The following is a 13,388-nucleotide window of genomic DNA, read 5'->3' on the forward strand; positions in this document are numbered from 1 at the left end:
GGATTCCCGGCGAAATCGTCGAATATGTTCGGCCGGACCGGTGGGTCCGCGTGGCGATCCTTGACCGGCGGCGGATGTTCGCGCAGCGTGACATCCATGCCGCCGCCATCCCGATCCCGCCGGCCGGACCTGCGCGGGCTCCGGGCCACCTTGCCCGAGCCGGTCCAGGCCGTGGTGACCGGTTACGAACGGCATCTCGGGCTCGAGCGAGGCCTCTCCGCACACACCGTCCGCGCGTACGTCGGTGACGCAGTGTCGCTCCTGGGGTTCGTCGTCGAGGCCGGCGGCGGGCTGGCGGATCTGGACCTCGCCCGGCTGCGGGCGTGGCTCGCGGCGCAGCAGACCGGCGGCGCCGGCCGCACCACGCTCGCCCGGCGGGCGGCCTCGGCCCGGACGTTCACGGCCTGGGCCCACCGGACGGAGGTCCTGGCTACCGACCCCGGAGGCCGGCTCGCCGCGCCGCGGGCGCACCGCACCCTGCCGGGGGTGCTGCGGGCCGGTCAGGCGGGGGAGGTCATGCGGGCGTCGGCGGCCGGCGCGGCGGAACGTGATCCGATCGCCCTGCGTGATCGCGCGATCGTCGAGCTGCTCTACGCCACGGGCATCCGGGTGTCCGAGTTGTGCGGCCTGGACCTCGGCGGCGCCGATTTCCCACGGCGTGTCGTGACCGTGCTCGGCAAGGGCAGCAAGGAGCGGGTGGTCCCGTTCGGCGTCCCCGCGGCCGAGGCGCTGGGCGACTGGATCGAGGAGGGGCGCCCGAAGATCGTCGGCGAAAGCGCCGGTGGGGGCGTCGAGCCCGCGCTTTTCCTCGGCGTCCGGGGGAAACGCGTCGACCCGCGCGCGGTCCGCCGCGTGGTCCACGACGCCGTCGCGGCGGTGCCCGGAGCGCAGGACATGGGCCCGCACGGACTGCGTCATTCGGCGGCGACGCATCTGCTGGAAGGGGGTGCCGATCTCAGGAGCGTTCAGGAACTGCTTGGTCACGCTACGCTTGCCACGACGCAGCTCTACACTCATGTGACCGTCGACCGGTTGAAAGCGATCCATGACCGAGCGCATCCCAGGGCTTGAAGCGCCCCGGGGAGCCTCGCCGGGGTCGTCACCAGCGGGCCCGGCGGCGCACGCGCATCCGCACGAGCACGGAGACGATACTGAGCCGCATGCCGAGAACGACGGTGCAATGACCGCAGGACCGCACGTCACCGACGCCACCGGAGTGAACACTCGCGGTGACGCCGTCGTGCCCGCGGAATCCCGGGCCGCCTACGACGTCGACGCCGGCATCGCGGCGCTGTGGCAGCAGTTCGCCGACAGCCCGGACCAGGCGTCGCGCGATCGGCTCGTGCTGCACTACGCGCCGCTGGTCAAGTACGTCGCGGGCCGGGTCGGCACCGGTCTGCCCACCCACGTCGACGTCGGTGACCTCGTGCAGTCCGGCATCTTCGGGCTCGTCGACGCGATCGAGAAGTTCGACCCCGAACGCGGCCTGCGGTTCGAGACCTACGCGATGCAGCGCATCCGCGGCGCGATCCTCGACGATCTCCGCTCGCAGGACTGGGTCCCGCGCGCCGTCCGGAGCAAGGCGAAGGAAGCCGAGCGTGCGATGGAGCGCCTGGGAGCCCGCCTGCACCGCACCCCGACCGACGCGGAGCTGGCCACCGAACTCGGCATCGGCCTCGACGACCTGCGCGACTTCTACGGCCAGCTGCAGCTCACCAGCGTCGTCGCGCTGGAGGACCTGGTGGCCGCGGGCAAGGACAGCGGATCCCTGGTCGACACCATCCCCGACGACGACGCGGTCGACCCGGTCGCGGTCCTCGTCGACCAGGACAACCGGCGTCAGCTGGCGCAGGCGATCGGTCAGCTGTCCGAGCGCGACAAGATCGTGGTCAGCCTCTACTACTTCGAGAGCCTGACCCTCGCCGAGATCGGGAAGGTCCTCGGCGTCACCGAGTCGCGGGTCAGCCAGCTGCACACCCGCGCCGTCATGCGGCTGCGCGCCAAGCTGGTCGAGCAGACCGGCAGCTGATCACGGATCCCCTCCCCACGGCTTGAGCCGGTACTCGCCCACCTCGCCGGTCAGCGACAGGGGATCGACGTACTCGTCACCCCGGCGCACGCCCCAGTGGAGACAGGCGGCGATCGCGCAGCCGGGGTGCCCGGCGAGGACGGTGCCGAGCACCTGCCCGCGAAACACCTGGTCACCGGCGGTCACCTTCGCTGCGACGGGCTCGTAGGTGGTGCGCAGCCCACCATCGTGGTCGACGGAAATCACCGGCCTGCCGGCCACGAGCCCGGCGAACACGACCACACCGGCGTCGGCCGCCAGGACCTCCTGCCCGGGCACTGCGGCCAGGTCGACCCCGCGGTGGCCGGGACCATAGGGCATTTCGGGCGCGTCGAAGTACTGGGTAATTACCGGATCGGGTGACAGTGGCCAAGACAGCCGCGGCTGAGGCACGGCCCACGGATCGCCTGCCGCGGGGAAATCCTGCCCGGACACGGGCCACGGCGAACTCACCGGGCCGGGTGGTTCCCACTCGGCTGCCCAAGGTTGTGCCGGCGCTGGCAGCCATGTCTGAACAGCGCCCCGATCCGCGACGGCCGCGGCGGCGCGCGCTGGGCCGGTCGAGCCGACGGCTTTCGGCGTGGGTGTGTCCTGCTCGGCACGCCATGGCTCGGCCGAGGGCCGGCTGGTCGCCCCAGGTGCGGATGCCCACGCGGCCAGGAGGCGGGAGTCCGGCGCACTCACTACGAGTGTCGCGGCATCCGCGAAGACTGGGCGGGCCGCCGCCGGGACAGTTGCCGCAGCATCCGCGAGAGCCGAGCAGCTCGCCTCCGGCGCGTTGGCTGCAGCATCTGCGAGAGCTGAGGGGCTCGCCTCCGGCGAGTTGGCTGCAGCATCTGCGAGAGCTGAGCGGGTCGTCTTCGGTGCGTTGGCTGCAGCATTCGCGAGAGCTGAGGAGCTCGCCTCCGGCGAGTTGGCTGCAACACCTGCGAGGGCCGAGCGGCTCGCCTTCGGTGCGTTGGCCGCAGCATCCGTGAGGGCCGAGCGAGTCACCTCCGGCGCGTTGGCCGCATGATTCGCGAGAGCTGAGGGGCTCGCCTCCGGCGCGTTGGCTGCAACACCTGCGAGAGCCAATCGAGTCACCTCCGGCGCGTTGGCCGCATGATTCGCGAGAGCTGAGGGGCTCGCCTCCGGCGCGTTGGCTGCAACACCTGCGAGAGCCAATCGGGTCACCTTCGGCGCGTTGGCCGCAGGATTCGCGAGGGGCAGGCTCGTCGTCCCCGCCGCCGCGTCTGCGAGGCCGGGGCCGGCCGCCTCCGCGGGTTCCGCGGCCTCGGCTGAGTCAGGGGCGGCCGGCCTCGCACGCCCTGCGACGTCCACTGAGCCGACGCCGGTCGCCGCCGCGAACTCACCGGCGCTCGCGGAGGTCGCGCCGGCCACGCTCGGCCTGGCGGGGGCCGGGCCGAGCGGCCCGGCCGCCAGTACCGCGGCGCTCGCGAAAGCGCCCGCGAAAGCCGCCGTGACCAGGGTGAACAACCCTGCGCCACGACCCGGAACCACCCGTCTGAACCGACTGATCAACTCCACCTGTCCAGCCTGCGGCACCCTCGGGCCTCTTGGGGCGTGATGCCCGAATCTGTGGACAACTCACCCCGCTGTGGACAACCCGGCCCGGCGGTGGCCGCCGGTGGGGGAGGGGCTGGTGGCAGGGGGTAGAATCTTTTCCGCGGTCCGCGTGAGCGGGCTGACTTCGCGTGCACGTGCGCGTTCCCCCGGTTTTGGCATACCTACCGGGGCGAGTCGCACGGTGTTCGGCGGTCCCTGAAGTCCTTCGCTTCAGGGTCCGGACACCGGCACGAGCACCAGGGCGAGCGGCCTCCCGGCCGTGAGCGACAAAACCGAGTAGCGCGGCAGGGTCCCAGGGCTCCGGCGCGCACGACACAGAAGAGGTTGATTCCGGCAATGGCCGTCGTCACCATGAAGCAGCTGCTCGACAGCGGCGTCCACTTCGGGCACCAGACCCGTCGGTGGAACCCGAAGATGAAGCGCTACATCTTCACCGAGCGCAACGGCATCTACATCATCGACCTGCAGCAGACGCTGACGTACATCGACCGTGCGTACGAGTTCATCAAGGAAACCGTCGCGCACGGCGGCACGATCATGTTCGTCGGCACCAAGAAGCAGGCTCAGGAAGCCATCGCGGCCGAAGCCTCGCGCGTGGGCATGCCCTACGTGAACCAGCGCTGGCTCGGCGGCATGCTGACCAACTTCCAGACCGTGCACAAGCGTCTTCTCCGCCTGAAGGAGCTCGAGTCGCGGGAGCAGACCGGCGGCTTCGAGGGTCTCACCAAGCGCGAGATCCTGACGCTGACCCGCGAGAAGGACAAGCTCGAGAAGACCCTCGGCGGTATCCGCGACATGGCCAAGGTGCCGAGCATCGTGTGGATCGTCGACACCAAGAAGGAGCACATCGCCGTCGGCGAGGCTCGCAAGCTGAACATCCCGGTCGTCGCGATCCTGGACACCAACTGCGACCCGGACGAGGTCGACTACCCGATCCCGGGCAACGACGACGCCATCCGGTCGGCCGCGCTGCTGACCAAGGTCGTCGCCGAGGCCGCGGCCGCCGGTCTCATGCAGCGGTCCAGCCGCAACGGTGCTTCGGCCGACTCCAAGCCGGAGCCGGGTGTCGCCACCGACGAGCCGCTGGCCGAGTGGGAGAAGGAGCTGCTCGCCGGCTCCGAGACCGCCGCCGCCGACGCGACCGAGGCGGCCGCGGCCGTCGACGCTCCGGTCGAAACGCCGGCCGAGGCCCCCGCCGAGGCCGAGCAGGCGACCGCCTCCTCCTGAACCACCGCTGTCCGTGCGGCCGGGCCGGATCCCGGCCCGGCCGCACGGACGTCGCTCCCCCCAAGGATTTCACGTACCTGAAAAGGACGGATTTAGCAGAATGGCGAACTACACCGCCGCTGACGTGAAGCGCCTGCGCGAGATGACCGGCGCCGGCTTCATGGACTGCAAGAAGGCGATGGAGGAGAACGACGGCGACTTCGACAAGGCCGTCGAGTTCCTCCGGATCAAGGGCGCCAAGGACGTCGGCAAGCGCGCCGAGCGCGCCACCGCCGAAGGCCTCGTCGCCGGCGAAGGCGGCGTCCTGATCGAGCTCGACTCCGAGACCGACTTCGTCGCGAAGAACGCCGAGTTCCAGGCGCTCGCCGCGAAGATCGTCGAGGTCGCGAAGACCCTCAAGACCAGCGACGTGGACGCCCTCAAGGGCGCCGAGCTGGACGGCAAGACGGTCAACGAGGTCGTGCAGGAGCTGTCCGCCCGCATCGGCGAGAAGCTCGAGCTGCGCCGCGTCGTGTCCTTCGAGGGCCAGACCACGAACTACCTGCACCGCCGCGGCTCGGACCTGCCGCCGGCCGTCGGTGTGCTCATCGAGTTCACCGGTGACGACACCGAGGCCGCCCGCGGCGCCGCCATGCAGGTCGCCGCGCTGCGCGCGAAGTACCTGACCCGCGACGAGGTGCCCGCCGAGATCGTCGAGAACGAGCGCTCCATCGCGGAGAAGACCGCCCGTGAAGAGGGCAAGCCGGAGCAGGCGATGGCGAAGATCGTCGAAGGCAAGGTCAACGCGTACTACAAGGACAACGTCCTGCTCGAGCAGCCGTCGGTCAAGGACAACAAGAAGACCGTCAAGGCCCTGCTCGACGCGGCCGGCGTGACGATCACGAAGTTCGCCCGCTTCGAGGTCGGCCAGGCCTGAGGCCAGGTCCGGGCGTAGGTTTCATCCCCAGTGCCCCGTCTCCGTCCATCGGGGACGGGGCACTGTCGGGTCCAGAAGAAGATTTTTCGAGGGCCGAACGGCCTAGGAGGCGACATAGATGGGTGACCGGGTCGAAGGTGGCTACCGGCGGGTGCTGCTGAAACTGGGCGGCGAGATGTTCGGTGGCGGTTCGATCGGCGTCGATCCGGATGTCGTCCACTCGGTCGCGCAGCAGATCGCCGACGTCGCCCGCACCGGCGTCCAGGTCGCCGTCGTGATCGGCGGCGGCAACTACTTCCGCGGCGCCGAGCTGTCGCAGCGCGGCATGGACCGCGACCGCGCCGACTACATGGCGATGCTGGGCACCGTGATGAACTGCCTGGCGCTGCAGGACTTCCTGGAGAAGGAAGGCCTGCCCACCCGCGTCCAGACGGCGATCACGATGGGCCAGGTCGCCGAGCCCTACATCCCGCGCCGCGCCGAGCGGCACCTGGAGAAGGGCCGCGTCGTGATCTTCGGCGCCGGGGTCGGCATGCCGTACTTCTCCACCGACACGGCGGCCGCGCAGCGGGCGCTCGAGCTGGGCTGCGAAGCCGTGCTGATGGCGAAGGCCGTCGACGGCGTCTACACCGCGGACCCGAAGAGCGACCCGACCGCCGAGATGTTCCGCGAGATCACCCACCGCGAGGTGCTGGAGCGGGACCTCAAGGTCGCCGACGCGACGGCGTTCAGCCTCTGCATGGACAACAACATGCCGATCATCGTGTTCAACCTGCTCACCGAGGGGAACATCGCCCGCGCGGTGAGTGGTGAAAGAATCGGGACCCTGGTCTGTACCCCCGCCGACGGGGTACCTGCCTAGACCTGCTGGGATCAGCCAGGCGCCACACCATCACAACAACGGGAGTAGCCGTGATCGACGAGACCCTCCTCGATGCCGAGGAGAAGATGGAAAAAGCGGTGTCCGTCGCCAAGGACGACTTGACGTCGGTGCGCACCGGCCGGGCCACTTCGTCGATGTTCTCGCGGATCGTGGTCGAGTACTACGGCGCGCCGACGCCGCTGAACCAGCTGGCCAGCGTGAACGTGCCGGAAGCCCGGATGGCGCTGATCAAGCCCTACGACCAGACCCAGCTCAACGCCATCGAGAAGGCCATCCGCGAGTCCGACCTCGGGGTCAACCCGAGCAACGACGGCCAGGTCATCCGGATCGTCATCCCGCAGCTCACCGAGGAGCGGCGCAAGGAGATGGTCAAGGTCGCCAAGGGCAAGGGCGAGGACGCGCGGGTGACCATCCGCAGCATCCGCCGCAAGGCCAAGGAAGAGCTCGACCGCATCGGCAAGGACGGCGAAGCGGGCGAGGACGAGGTCGTGCGCGCCGAGAAGGAACTGCAGAACCTCACCGACACGTACTCGCACAAGGTCGACGAGCTGGTCAAGCACAAGGAAGCCGAGCTGCTCGAGGTCTGATGGCACAGGTGAGCGAGGAACGCGAGGACCGGGTGGACGGCACCGGCGAAGAACCGGTCGCCGGTCCCGGGACGCCGGAGCCGGCCACGCCCGGCGAGCCGGCATCGGCCCAGCCGGCCGGCAATGGTGTGCCGGCCGGAGCGGCTTCGCCGGAATCGGTGCGACCAGTCGGGACCGCCGGGGCGGCATCGGCTCAGCCGAACGACTCGGCCGTGCCGGGATCGGCTCAGCCGGCCGGGTCTGCCGGGGCAGGATCGGCTCAGCCGGCCGGGTCTGCCGGCGCGGCATCGGCTCAGCCGAACGGCTCGGCGGCGCCGGGATCGGCCCAGCCGGCCGGGGCTGCCGGGGCAGGATCGGCTCAGCCGGCCGGGGCGGCATCGGCTCAGCCGAACGGCTCGGCGGCGCCGGGATCGGCCCAGCCGGCCGGGACTGCCGGAGCAGTATCGGGCGAGCCGAACGAGCTTGGGGCGGAAGCCGGGCCGGCTTCGCCGGACTCGGCCCGGCCGAACGGTACTGCCGCACCGGAATCCGCGGATTCGGCCGGAGCCGGGTCGGGCGCTGCCGCCTCCCGGGGGTCGGCGCGGCCGAACGGTGCTGCCGAGGCTGGGACCGCTGCGTCGGCTGAAGCCGCTGCGGCGCCCGAAGCCAAGAAGGGCTCCAAGGCCGGCCGGAACCTGCCCGCGGCCATCGGGGTCGGGTTGCTGCTCGGGGCCGCGATCATCGTTTCCCTGCTCACCGTGCGCTTCATCTTCATCGGGATCATCGCGGTCGCCATCGCGGTCGGGACCTTCGAGTTCGCCGGCGTGCTGCGCCGGGTCGCCGACACCCGGATCGCCGTGATCCCGGTGCTGGTCGGCGGGCAGGCGATGATCTGGCTGGCCTGGCCGTTCGGCCGGGAAGGCGCGCTTACGGCGTTCGTCCTCACCGTGCTCGCCTGCCTGCTCTGGCGGCTGCCCGGCGGCGCGAAGGGCTACCTGCGCGACATCAGCGCGTCGGCGTTCGCCGCCGCCTACCTGCCGCTGTTCGGCGCGTTCGCGGCGATGCTCGTGCCGCCTTCGGACGGCGTCGGGCGCGTCCTGACCTTCCTGATCGGCGTGGTCGCCTCGGACACCGGTGGCTACATCGCCGGCGTGCTCGGCGGGAAGCACCCGATGGCGCCCAGCATCAGCCCGAAGAAGACCTGGGAAGGCTTCGCGGGTTCGGTGGTCGGCGGCGTCGTGGCCGGCGTGCTGACGCTCAGCCTGCTGCTCGACGGCCACGTCTGGCAGGGCGTGATCTTCGGCGTCGCGATCGTGCTGACCGCGACCCTCGGCGACCTCGTCGAGTCGCTGATCAAGCGCGACCTCGGTGTCAAGGACATGGGCACGCTGCTGCCCGGGCACGGCGGGATCATGGACCGCCTCGACTCGCTGCTGCCTTCAGCCGTGGTGTCCTGGCTGCTGCTCTCGGCGTTCGTGCCGCTGGGCTGACGCGCGGTGCGGGTCGGTCGCCGGCAACCAGGCGCCCGGCTCGTCCCAGCGCATCGTCGCCCGCAGGCCCAGCACCCGCTCGACGACCTGGGCGACCTCCGGCCGGTCGTCGTCGCGCCGGTGCACGAGTGACCACGTCCAGCCCGGGCCCGGGGTGCCGATCGGGCGCCGCACCAGGCTCGGCGGGAACGGCGCCGTGTGCCGTTTCGGCGACTGCAGCACCGGTACCCGCAGCCGCGTCACGTGGTCGAAGAACGCCTGCCCGGTGACGCCGCCGTCGTCGATGTGCACGACGCGGGCGCCGCTCGCCGCCGCGTAGTCCAGCGCGAACTCGTTCCACGCCAGCCACGACGACTGGTCCGAATCCACCAGCACGGACACCGCCGGCGCGGGCACCACCTCGGCCCGTGCCGAACGGTGGTCACCCGGCAGGATTGCGGGCAGTGTCTCGATCCGCACCAGGTGCGCGACCAGGTCGAGGGACGAAAGACGCCCGGTGTCCACCCAGGCCAGCGCCAGATCCAGGGTTCCTTCGGCGACCCGGACGACCTGAGTGTGCGACGGCAGCACCCACTCGTCGAGCCGGACGACGTCGCCGAGCAGCTGCGTCAGCTCGGCCGGCAGCCAGCTCACGTGCCCGAGGCGCAGCTTCGTCCGCGCGGTGCCGCTGACCCGGCGCCCGGCCGCGTCGGCCAGCTCCAGGATCTGCCGCGCGTCGCCGACCAGCGCCGCTCCCGCCCGGGTCAGCTCGACGTGCCGCCGGTCGCGGACGAACAGAGCCGCGCCCAGGTCCCGTTCGAGCTTCTTGATCTGCTGCGACAGCGACGGGCTCGCGATGTGCAGCCGCTCGGCCGCCCTGCCGAAGTGGAGCTCCTCCGCGACCGCCAGGAAGTACCGGAGCTGCCGTAGTTCCATGACGGCACGGTAGACCTGCGGTGGGAGGTTCCGCCTACCAGACGTAGGCGATGGTTCGTGGACCACCGAAGTGTCCGGGGGTTTGACTCGGGGCGTGCCCACCGAAACCCGCGCCCCGGCCAAGCTCGCGCTCACCGCCGTCTGCCTGGGCTTCCTGATGATCACCCTCGACGCGACCATCGTGAACCTCGCGCTCCCGGCGATCGGCGCCGACTTCGGCGAGCCGTCGACCGCCGCGCTGCAGTGGGTGGTCGACGCCTACACCGTCACGCTCGCCGCGTTCCTGCTCACCTGGGGCGCCGCCGGCGACCGGTGGGGGTCACGACGCGTCTTCGAGGTCGGGGTCGCGGTCTTCGTGCTCGCGAGCATCGCCTGCGCGCTCGCGGGCTCGGCCGCCTGGCTGATCGCCGCGCGGGCCGTGCAGGGCGCGGGCGCGGCCGCGCTGCTGCCTTCTTCGCTGGCGTTGATCGTCCACCAGTTCCCGGACCCGCGGGAGCGGGCCCGCGCGCTCGGCGTGTGGGGCGGGATGAGCGGCGTCGGCCTCGCCGCCGGGCCGGTGCTCGGCGGGCTGGCCGTCGGCCTCGCCGACTGGCGGCTGGTGTTCGCGGTCAACGTCCCGGTGGGCATCGTCGCGATCGTCCTGACGCGCCGGGCGGTCGCCGAGCCGCCGCGGCACGCGTCGACCCGGCTGGATCTGGCCGGGCAGCTGACCGGGACGGCGGCGCTGGCGTGCCTCGTCGCGGGGTTCATCGAGTCGGGGCACGCGGGGTGGACGGCGCCGGCGACGCTCGCGCTGATCGCCGGGGGAGTGGTGGCCGGCGCGGTGTTCGTGACCGTCGAACGGCGGGTGCCCGATCCCGTGCTGCCGCTGGGTGTGCTGAAGATCCGGAACTTCGCGGTGGCGACCGGCATCGGCGGCCTGTTCAACTTCTGCCTCTACGGCACGCTCTTCGCGCTCGCGCTGTACCTGCAACGGGCCTGGTCACTGGGTGCGCTCGCGGCCGGTCTCGCGATGGTGCCGCTGACGATGGCGGTGGGGCTCAACGCGTTCTTCAGCGGACGCCTCACCGGGCGGCTCGGCCCGCGCGTGCCGATGATCGCGGGCGCGCTGGCCGGGCTGGCCGGGTCGGCGGGCTTCGCGCTGCTGCCCGCGGACCGGGCGCTCGTGGCGTTCGTCCTGGTCTCGGTGGTCTTCGGCTGCTGCTCGCTGGCGATGCCCGCGATGACGTCGCTGGCCGTGAACTCCTTGCCGGACAAGGCCGGTCTCGCCGCCGGCGTGCTCAACGCGTCCCGCCAGACCGGCGGCGCGATCGGGGTCGCGCTCGTCGGCGCGCTGCTGCCCGCCACCGGGATGTGGCTGGTGGCGGGCGGCTACGCGCTCGTGGTGGTGCTGGCTTTGCTCGGGCGTCAGTCGTCGTAGGGGTCGTCGACTTCGGCGCGGCCCCAGCCTTCGGCGATGCGCGAGTGGTCGATCACGGCGAACACCGCGCCCTCCGGGTCGGCGAGGATCGCCATCCGGCCGAACGGGGTGTCGTAGGGCTGGATCACGACGGTGCCACCGTGCATGAGCGCTTCGCCCGCGACGGCGTCCACACCGCGCGCCGGGTCGATGTCGAAGTACACGAGCCAGTGCGGCGGGGTGTCGAGGGTGTACTCCGAGCCCATCACGTAGCGGTACAGGACGGGCTGGTGCTCGATGAGCCATTCGGCGTAGTCGAGCGATTCACCGTCGCCGATCTGGTGACTCGAGTAGTTGAACAGCTTGGTGTAGAAGTGATCCGCCGCGACGCCGTCGTGGGTGTTGAGGTCCGCGCCGCTGAAGGTGTTGGGGATCCCGGTGACGAACTCCCAGTCCGGCGGGACCTCCCAGAACACCACCGGCGCGCCGCACGCGTCGTAGGCGTGCAAGATCGTTCCGCGCTGCGGGATCGGCATCGGGCCGAGCGTCAGGCGGCCGCCGAGGTGTTCCACCCATTCGGCCGCGCTCGCGGTGTGCGGCACGGAGATGTGCGGCATCCAGCCCAACGGCGCGCCCTGGGCGGCGCGGTACAGCCCGCCGACCGGGAGCTCGTTGAGCGTCGCGATCGCGTAACGTCCGTCGGACGTCGCGGGATCCCGTTGAGTGGCGTACATCCAGCCGAAGAGATCGCCGTAGAATCTCTCCACGACGGCCTGCTCGCGGCAGGCGAGTTCGATCCAGCACGGAATTCCGGCCGGGACCGGGGACGGCGTACTGGGCGGGCCGAATGCCATGTAGTGCTCCTCCCGAGACCCACCGAATTCTAGGCGTGATCCGTAAGGTTTCCGCCAAGAATTCGTCGCCGGAGGATCACTGCCGGCGAAGTAGGCCCCGGAAGGAGCAGCGGTGCGGTTCTCGTCCCGGCGCGCGGAGGTCGTGCCGAGCCCGAACATCTGGTACTACCAGGCCGATTACGAGCTGGAGAACCGGGCGCAGGACAGCGGCGGCGAGATCTGGCGCGCGCTGCGCGGGGAGTACGACTGGGCCGGCCGGGACGTGCTGGACGTCGGCTGCGGTGACGGCTACCACCTGCCGTGGTTCGCGCGGGACGCCCGGTCGGTGCTCGGGATCGAGCCGCACGAGCCGCTGGTGCGGGACGCGCTGAAGCGGGTGAAGGACCTGGAGAACGTGGATGTCCGGCTGGGCCGGGCCCAGCGGCTGCCGGTCCGCAGCGCGAGCGTCGACGTCGTGCACGCGCGCACCGCGTACTTCTTCGGGCCCGGGTGCGAGCCCGGGCTGGCGGAGGCCGAGCGGGTGCTGCGGCCGGGCGGGGTGGTGCTCATCGTCGACCTCGACGCGACCAGCGAGCCCTACGGCGGCTGGATGCGCGCCGACCTACCGCACTACGACCCGGTCGCGGTCGAACGGTTCTTCGCCCGCGCCGGGTTCGCGTGCCGCCGGGTCGCCACCGAGTGGCGTTTCGCGACCGCCGGGGACCTCGAAGCCGTGCTGAAGATCGAGTTCAGCAAACCGATCGCCGAACAGGCGATCGCGAAGTCCTTGCAGCGTAACGGGAATCGCGAGACCGACCTGACGCTGCCGGTGGGCTACCGCGTGCACACGCGGGTCAAGCCCACCGGCCTCGTCCTGCCTGGTCACTCCGCGGTCTCTTCGGACGGAGCCGAGGATTCGTCCTCGTCCTCGCCGAGGATGCCGTAGAGCGAGCGCCGGGCGTCGTTGAGCACCTCGGCCGCACGGGCCTGCTGGCTCTCGGAGCCCGCGCGCATGATCTGCACGACGGCGGCGGCGAGGTTCTTGCCCGCCTTGGCCAGCCCGACCTCGGACGGGTCGACGTCCTGCGCGATCTGCTCCCACGGCGGGGTGCTGTCCTGCTGTTCGGCGGCGGTGCGGCCGGCGTCGGTCAGCTCGAAGAGCTTCTTGCCGTGCTCGTCCTTGCCGATGACCAGGCCTTCGTCGGCCAGCAGCTGCAGCGTCGGGTAGACCGAGCCGGGGCTCGGTCGCCAGAAGCCGCCGGAGCGCTCGCCGATCTCGCGGATGATCTCGTAGCCGTGCCGGGGCTGCTCGGCGAGCAGCGCCAGGATCGCGGCGCGGACGTCACCGCGCCGGCTGCGACGGCCACCGTGGCCTCGCCGGCCCGGACCGTGGCCTCGGCCGCGTCCGCCACCAGGGCCGAAGCCCGGGGGGAAATCGCCGAAGCCACCGAAGGGAGTGCGCCCGCGTTCACGGGCGAAGGGATGTTCCTGGGTGAAGGGGTGTCGTTGCCTACGCATGTCGTGT

General features: G+C 71.3%; 13 protein-coding genes. 9 read left to right on the forward strand and 4 right to left on the reverse strand.

Annotation, left to right across the window (positions count from 1 at the left end):
- Positions 1-96 precede the first annotated feature (96 nt).
- Both OHS18_RS41130 and OHS18_RS41135 read left to right on the forward strand, forming a co-directional pair.
- Complete coding sequence (locus OHS18_RS41130; protein ID WP_328614426.1) at positions 97-1,071, forward strand: tyrosine recombinase XerC; 975 nt, start codon at positions 97-99, stop codon at positions 1,069-1,071.
- 109 nt (positions 1,072-1,180) lie between these two features.
- Complete coding sequence (locus OHS18_RS41135; RefSeq protein WP_328443228.1) at positions 1,181-2,029, forward strand: FliA/WhiG family RNA polymerase sigma factor; 849 nt, start codon at positions 1,181-1,183, stop codon at positions 2,027-2,029.
- Here OHS18_RS41135 and OHS18_RS41140 read toward each other — a convergent pair whose 3' ends face one another.
- Positions 2,030-2,503 (reverse strand): M23 family metallopeptidase, encoded by a 474-nt coding sequence (locus tag OHS18_RS41140; RefSeq protein WP_328614427.1) that lies wholly within the window; start codon positions 2,501-2,503, stop codon positions 2,030-2,032.
- Positions 2,504-3,970: 1,467 nt separating this feature from the next.
- On the opposite strand from OHS18_RS41140, the gene rpsB reads away from it, so the two are divergent.
- From rpsB to OHS18_RS41165, 5 genes are all read left to right on the forward strand, one after another.
- On the forward strand, positions 3,971-4,861 hold the full coding sequence (rpsB, locus tag OHS18_RS41145; protein ID WP_326947179.1) for a 30S ribosomal protein S2: 891 nt from the start codon (positions 3,971-3,973) through the stop codon (positions 4,859-4,861).
- A gap of 100 nt (positions 4,862-4,961) precedes the next feature.
- Positions 4,962-5,777 (forward strand): translation elongation factor Ts, encoded by an 816-nt coding sequence (tsf, locus tag OHS18_RS41150; RefSeq protein ID WP_328443226.1) that lies wholly within the window; start codon positions 4,962-4,964, stop codon positions 5,775-5,777.
- A gap of 118 nt (positions 5,778-5,895) precedes the next feature.
- On the forward strand, positions 5,896-6,639 hold the full coding sequence (gene pyrH / locus OHS18_RS41155) for a UMP kinase (protein ID WP_247062389.1): 744 nt from the start codon (positions 5,896-5,898) through the stop codon (positions 6,637-6,639).
- 50 nt (positions 6,640-6,689) lie between these two features.
- Positions 6,690-7,247, forward strand: coding sequence for a ribosome recycling factor (gene frr, locus OHS18_RS41160; protein ID WP_247062391.1), 558 nt, complete (start codon positions 6,690-6,692; stop codon positions 7,245-7,247).
- A 674-nt stretch (positions 7,248-7,921) separates the two neighbouring features.
- The gene (locus tag OHS18_RS41165; RefSeq protein ID WP_442875446.1) at positions 7,922-8,716 is read left to right on the forward strand and encodes a phosphatidate cytidylyltransferase; all 795 of its coding nucleotides are present in this window, start codon (positions 7,922-7,924) and stop codon (positions 8,714-8,716) included.
- Here OHS18_RS41165 and OHS18_RS41170 read toward each other — a convergent pair.
- Positions 8,666-9,631: a LysR family transcriptional regulator gene (locus OHS18_RS41170; RefSeq protein WP_328614428.1), complete on the reverse strand. Its 966-nt coding sequence runs from the start codon at positions 9,629-9,631 to the stop codon at positions 8,666-8,668. The two genes, OHS18_RS41165 and OHS18_RS41170, sit on opposite strands and share 51 nt — an antisense overlap.
- 94 nt (positions 9,632-9,725) lie before the next feature.
- On the opposite strand from OHS18_RS41170, the gene OHS18_RS41175 reads away from it, so the two are divergent.
- Positions 9,726-11,051, forward strand: a complete 1,326-nt coding sequence (locus OHS18_RS41175) for an MFS transporter (protein WP_328614429.1) — start codon at positions 9,726-9,728, stop codon at positions 11,049-11,051.
- On the opposite strand, the gene OHS18_RS41180 is transcribed toward OHS18_RS41175, so the two are convergent.
- Complete coding sequence (locus OHS18_RS41180) at positions 11,039-11,884, reverse strand: VOC family protein (protein WP_328443223.1); 846 nt, start codon at positions 11,882-11,884, stop codon at positions 11,039-11,041. The genes OHS18_RS41175 and OHS18_RS41180 overlap by 13 nt on opposite strands.
- A 112-nt stretch (positions 11,885-11,996) precedes the next feature.
- On the opposite strand from OHS18_RS41180, the gene OHS18_RS41185 reads away from it, so the two are divergent.
- The gene (locus OHS18_RS41185) at positions 11,997-12,809 is read left to right on the forward strand and encodes a class I SAM-dependent methyltransferase (RefSeq protein ID WP_328614430.1); all 813 of its coding nucleotides are present in this window, start codon (positions 11,997-11,999) and stop codon (positions 12,807-12,809) included.
- Here OHS18_RS41185 and OHS18_RS41190 read toward each other — a convergent pair.
- Positions 12,746-13,381, reverse strand: a complete 636-nt coding sequence (locus tag OHS18_RS41190; protein ID WP_328443221.1) for a PadR family transcriptional regulator — start codon at positions 13,379-13,381, stop codon at positions 12,746-12,748. The genes OHS18_RS41185 and OHS18_RS41190 overlap by 64 nt on opposite strands.
- Positions 13,382-13,388 lie beyond the last annotated feature (7 nt).

Origin of the sequence: Amycolatopsis sp. NBC_00355, from assembly GCF_036104975.1 — a bacterium.
In the GTDB taxonomy this organism is placed as follows: domain Bacteria; phylum Actinomycetota; class Actinomycetes; order Mycobacteriales; family Pseudonocardiaceae; genus Amycolatopsis.

Coding starts and splice junctions, on each gene's coding strand:
- OHS18_RS41130 (WP_328614426.1), top strand. CDS start 97: ATGCCGCCGCCATCCCGATCCCGCCGGCCGGACCTGCGCGGGCTCCGG.
- OHS18_RS41135 (WP_328443228.1), top strand. CDS start 1,181: ATGACCGCAGGACCGCACGTCACCGACGCCACCGGAGTGAACACTCGC.
- rpsB (WP_326947179.1), top strand. CDS start 3,971: ATGGCCGTCGTCACCATGAAGCAGCTGCTCGACAGCGGCGTCCACTTC.
- tsf (WP_328443226.1), top strand. CDS start 4,962: ATGGCGAACTACACCGCCGCTGACGTGAAGCGCCTGCGCGAGATGACC.
- pyrH (WP_247062389.1), top strand. CDS start 5,896: ATGGGTGACCGGGTCGAAGGTGGCTACCGGCGGGTGCTGCTGAAACTG.
- OHS18_RS41170 (WP_328614428.1), bottom strand. CDS start 9,631: ATGGAACTACGGCAGCTCCGGTACTTCCTGGCGGTCGCGGAGGAGCTC.
- OHS18_RS41180 (WP_328443223.1), bottom strand. CDS start 11,884: ATGGCATTCGGCCCGCCCAGTACGCCGTCCCCGGTCCCGGCCGGAATT.
- OHS18_RS41190 (WP_328443221.1), bottom strand. CDS start 13,381: ATGCGTAGGCAACGACACCCCTTCACCCAGGAACATCCCTTCGCCCGT.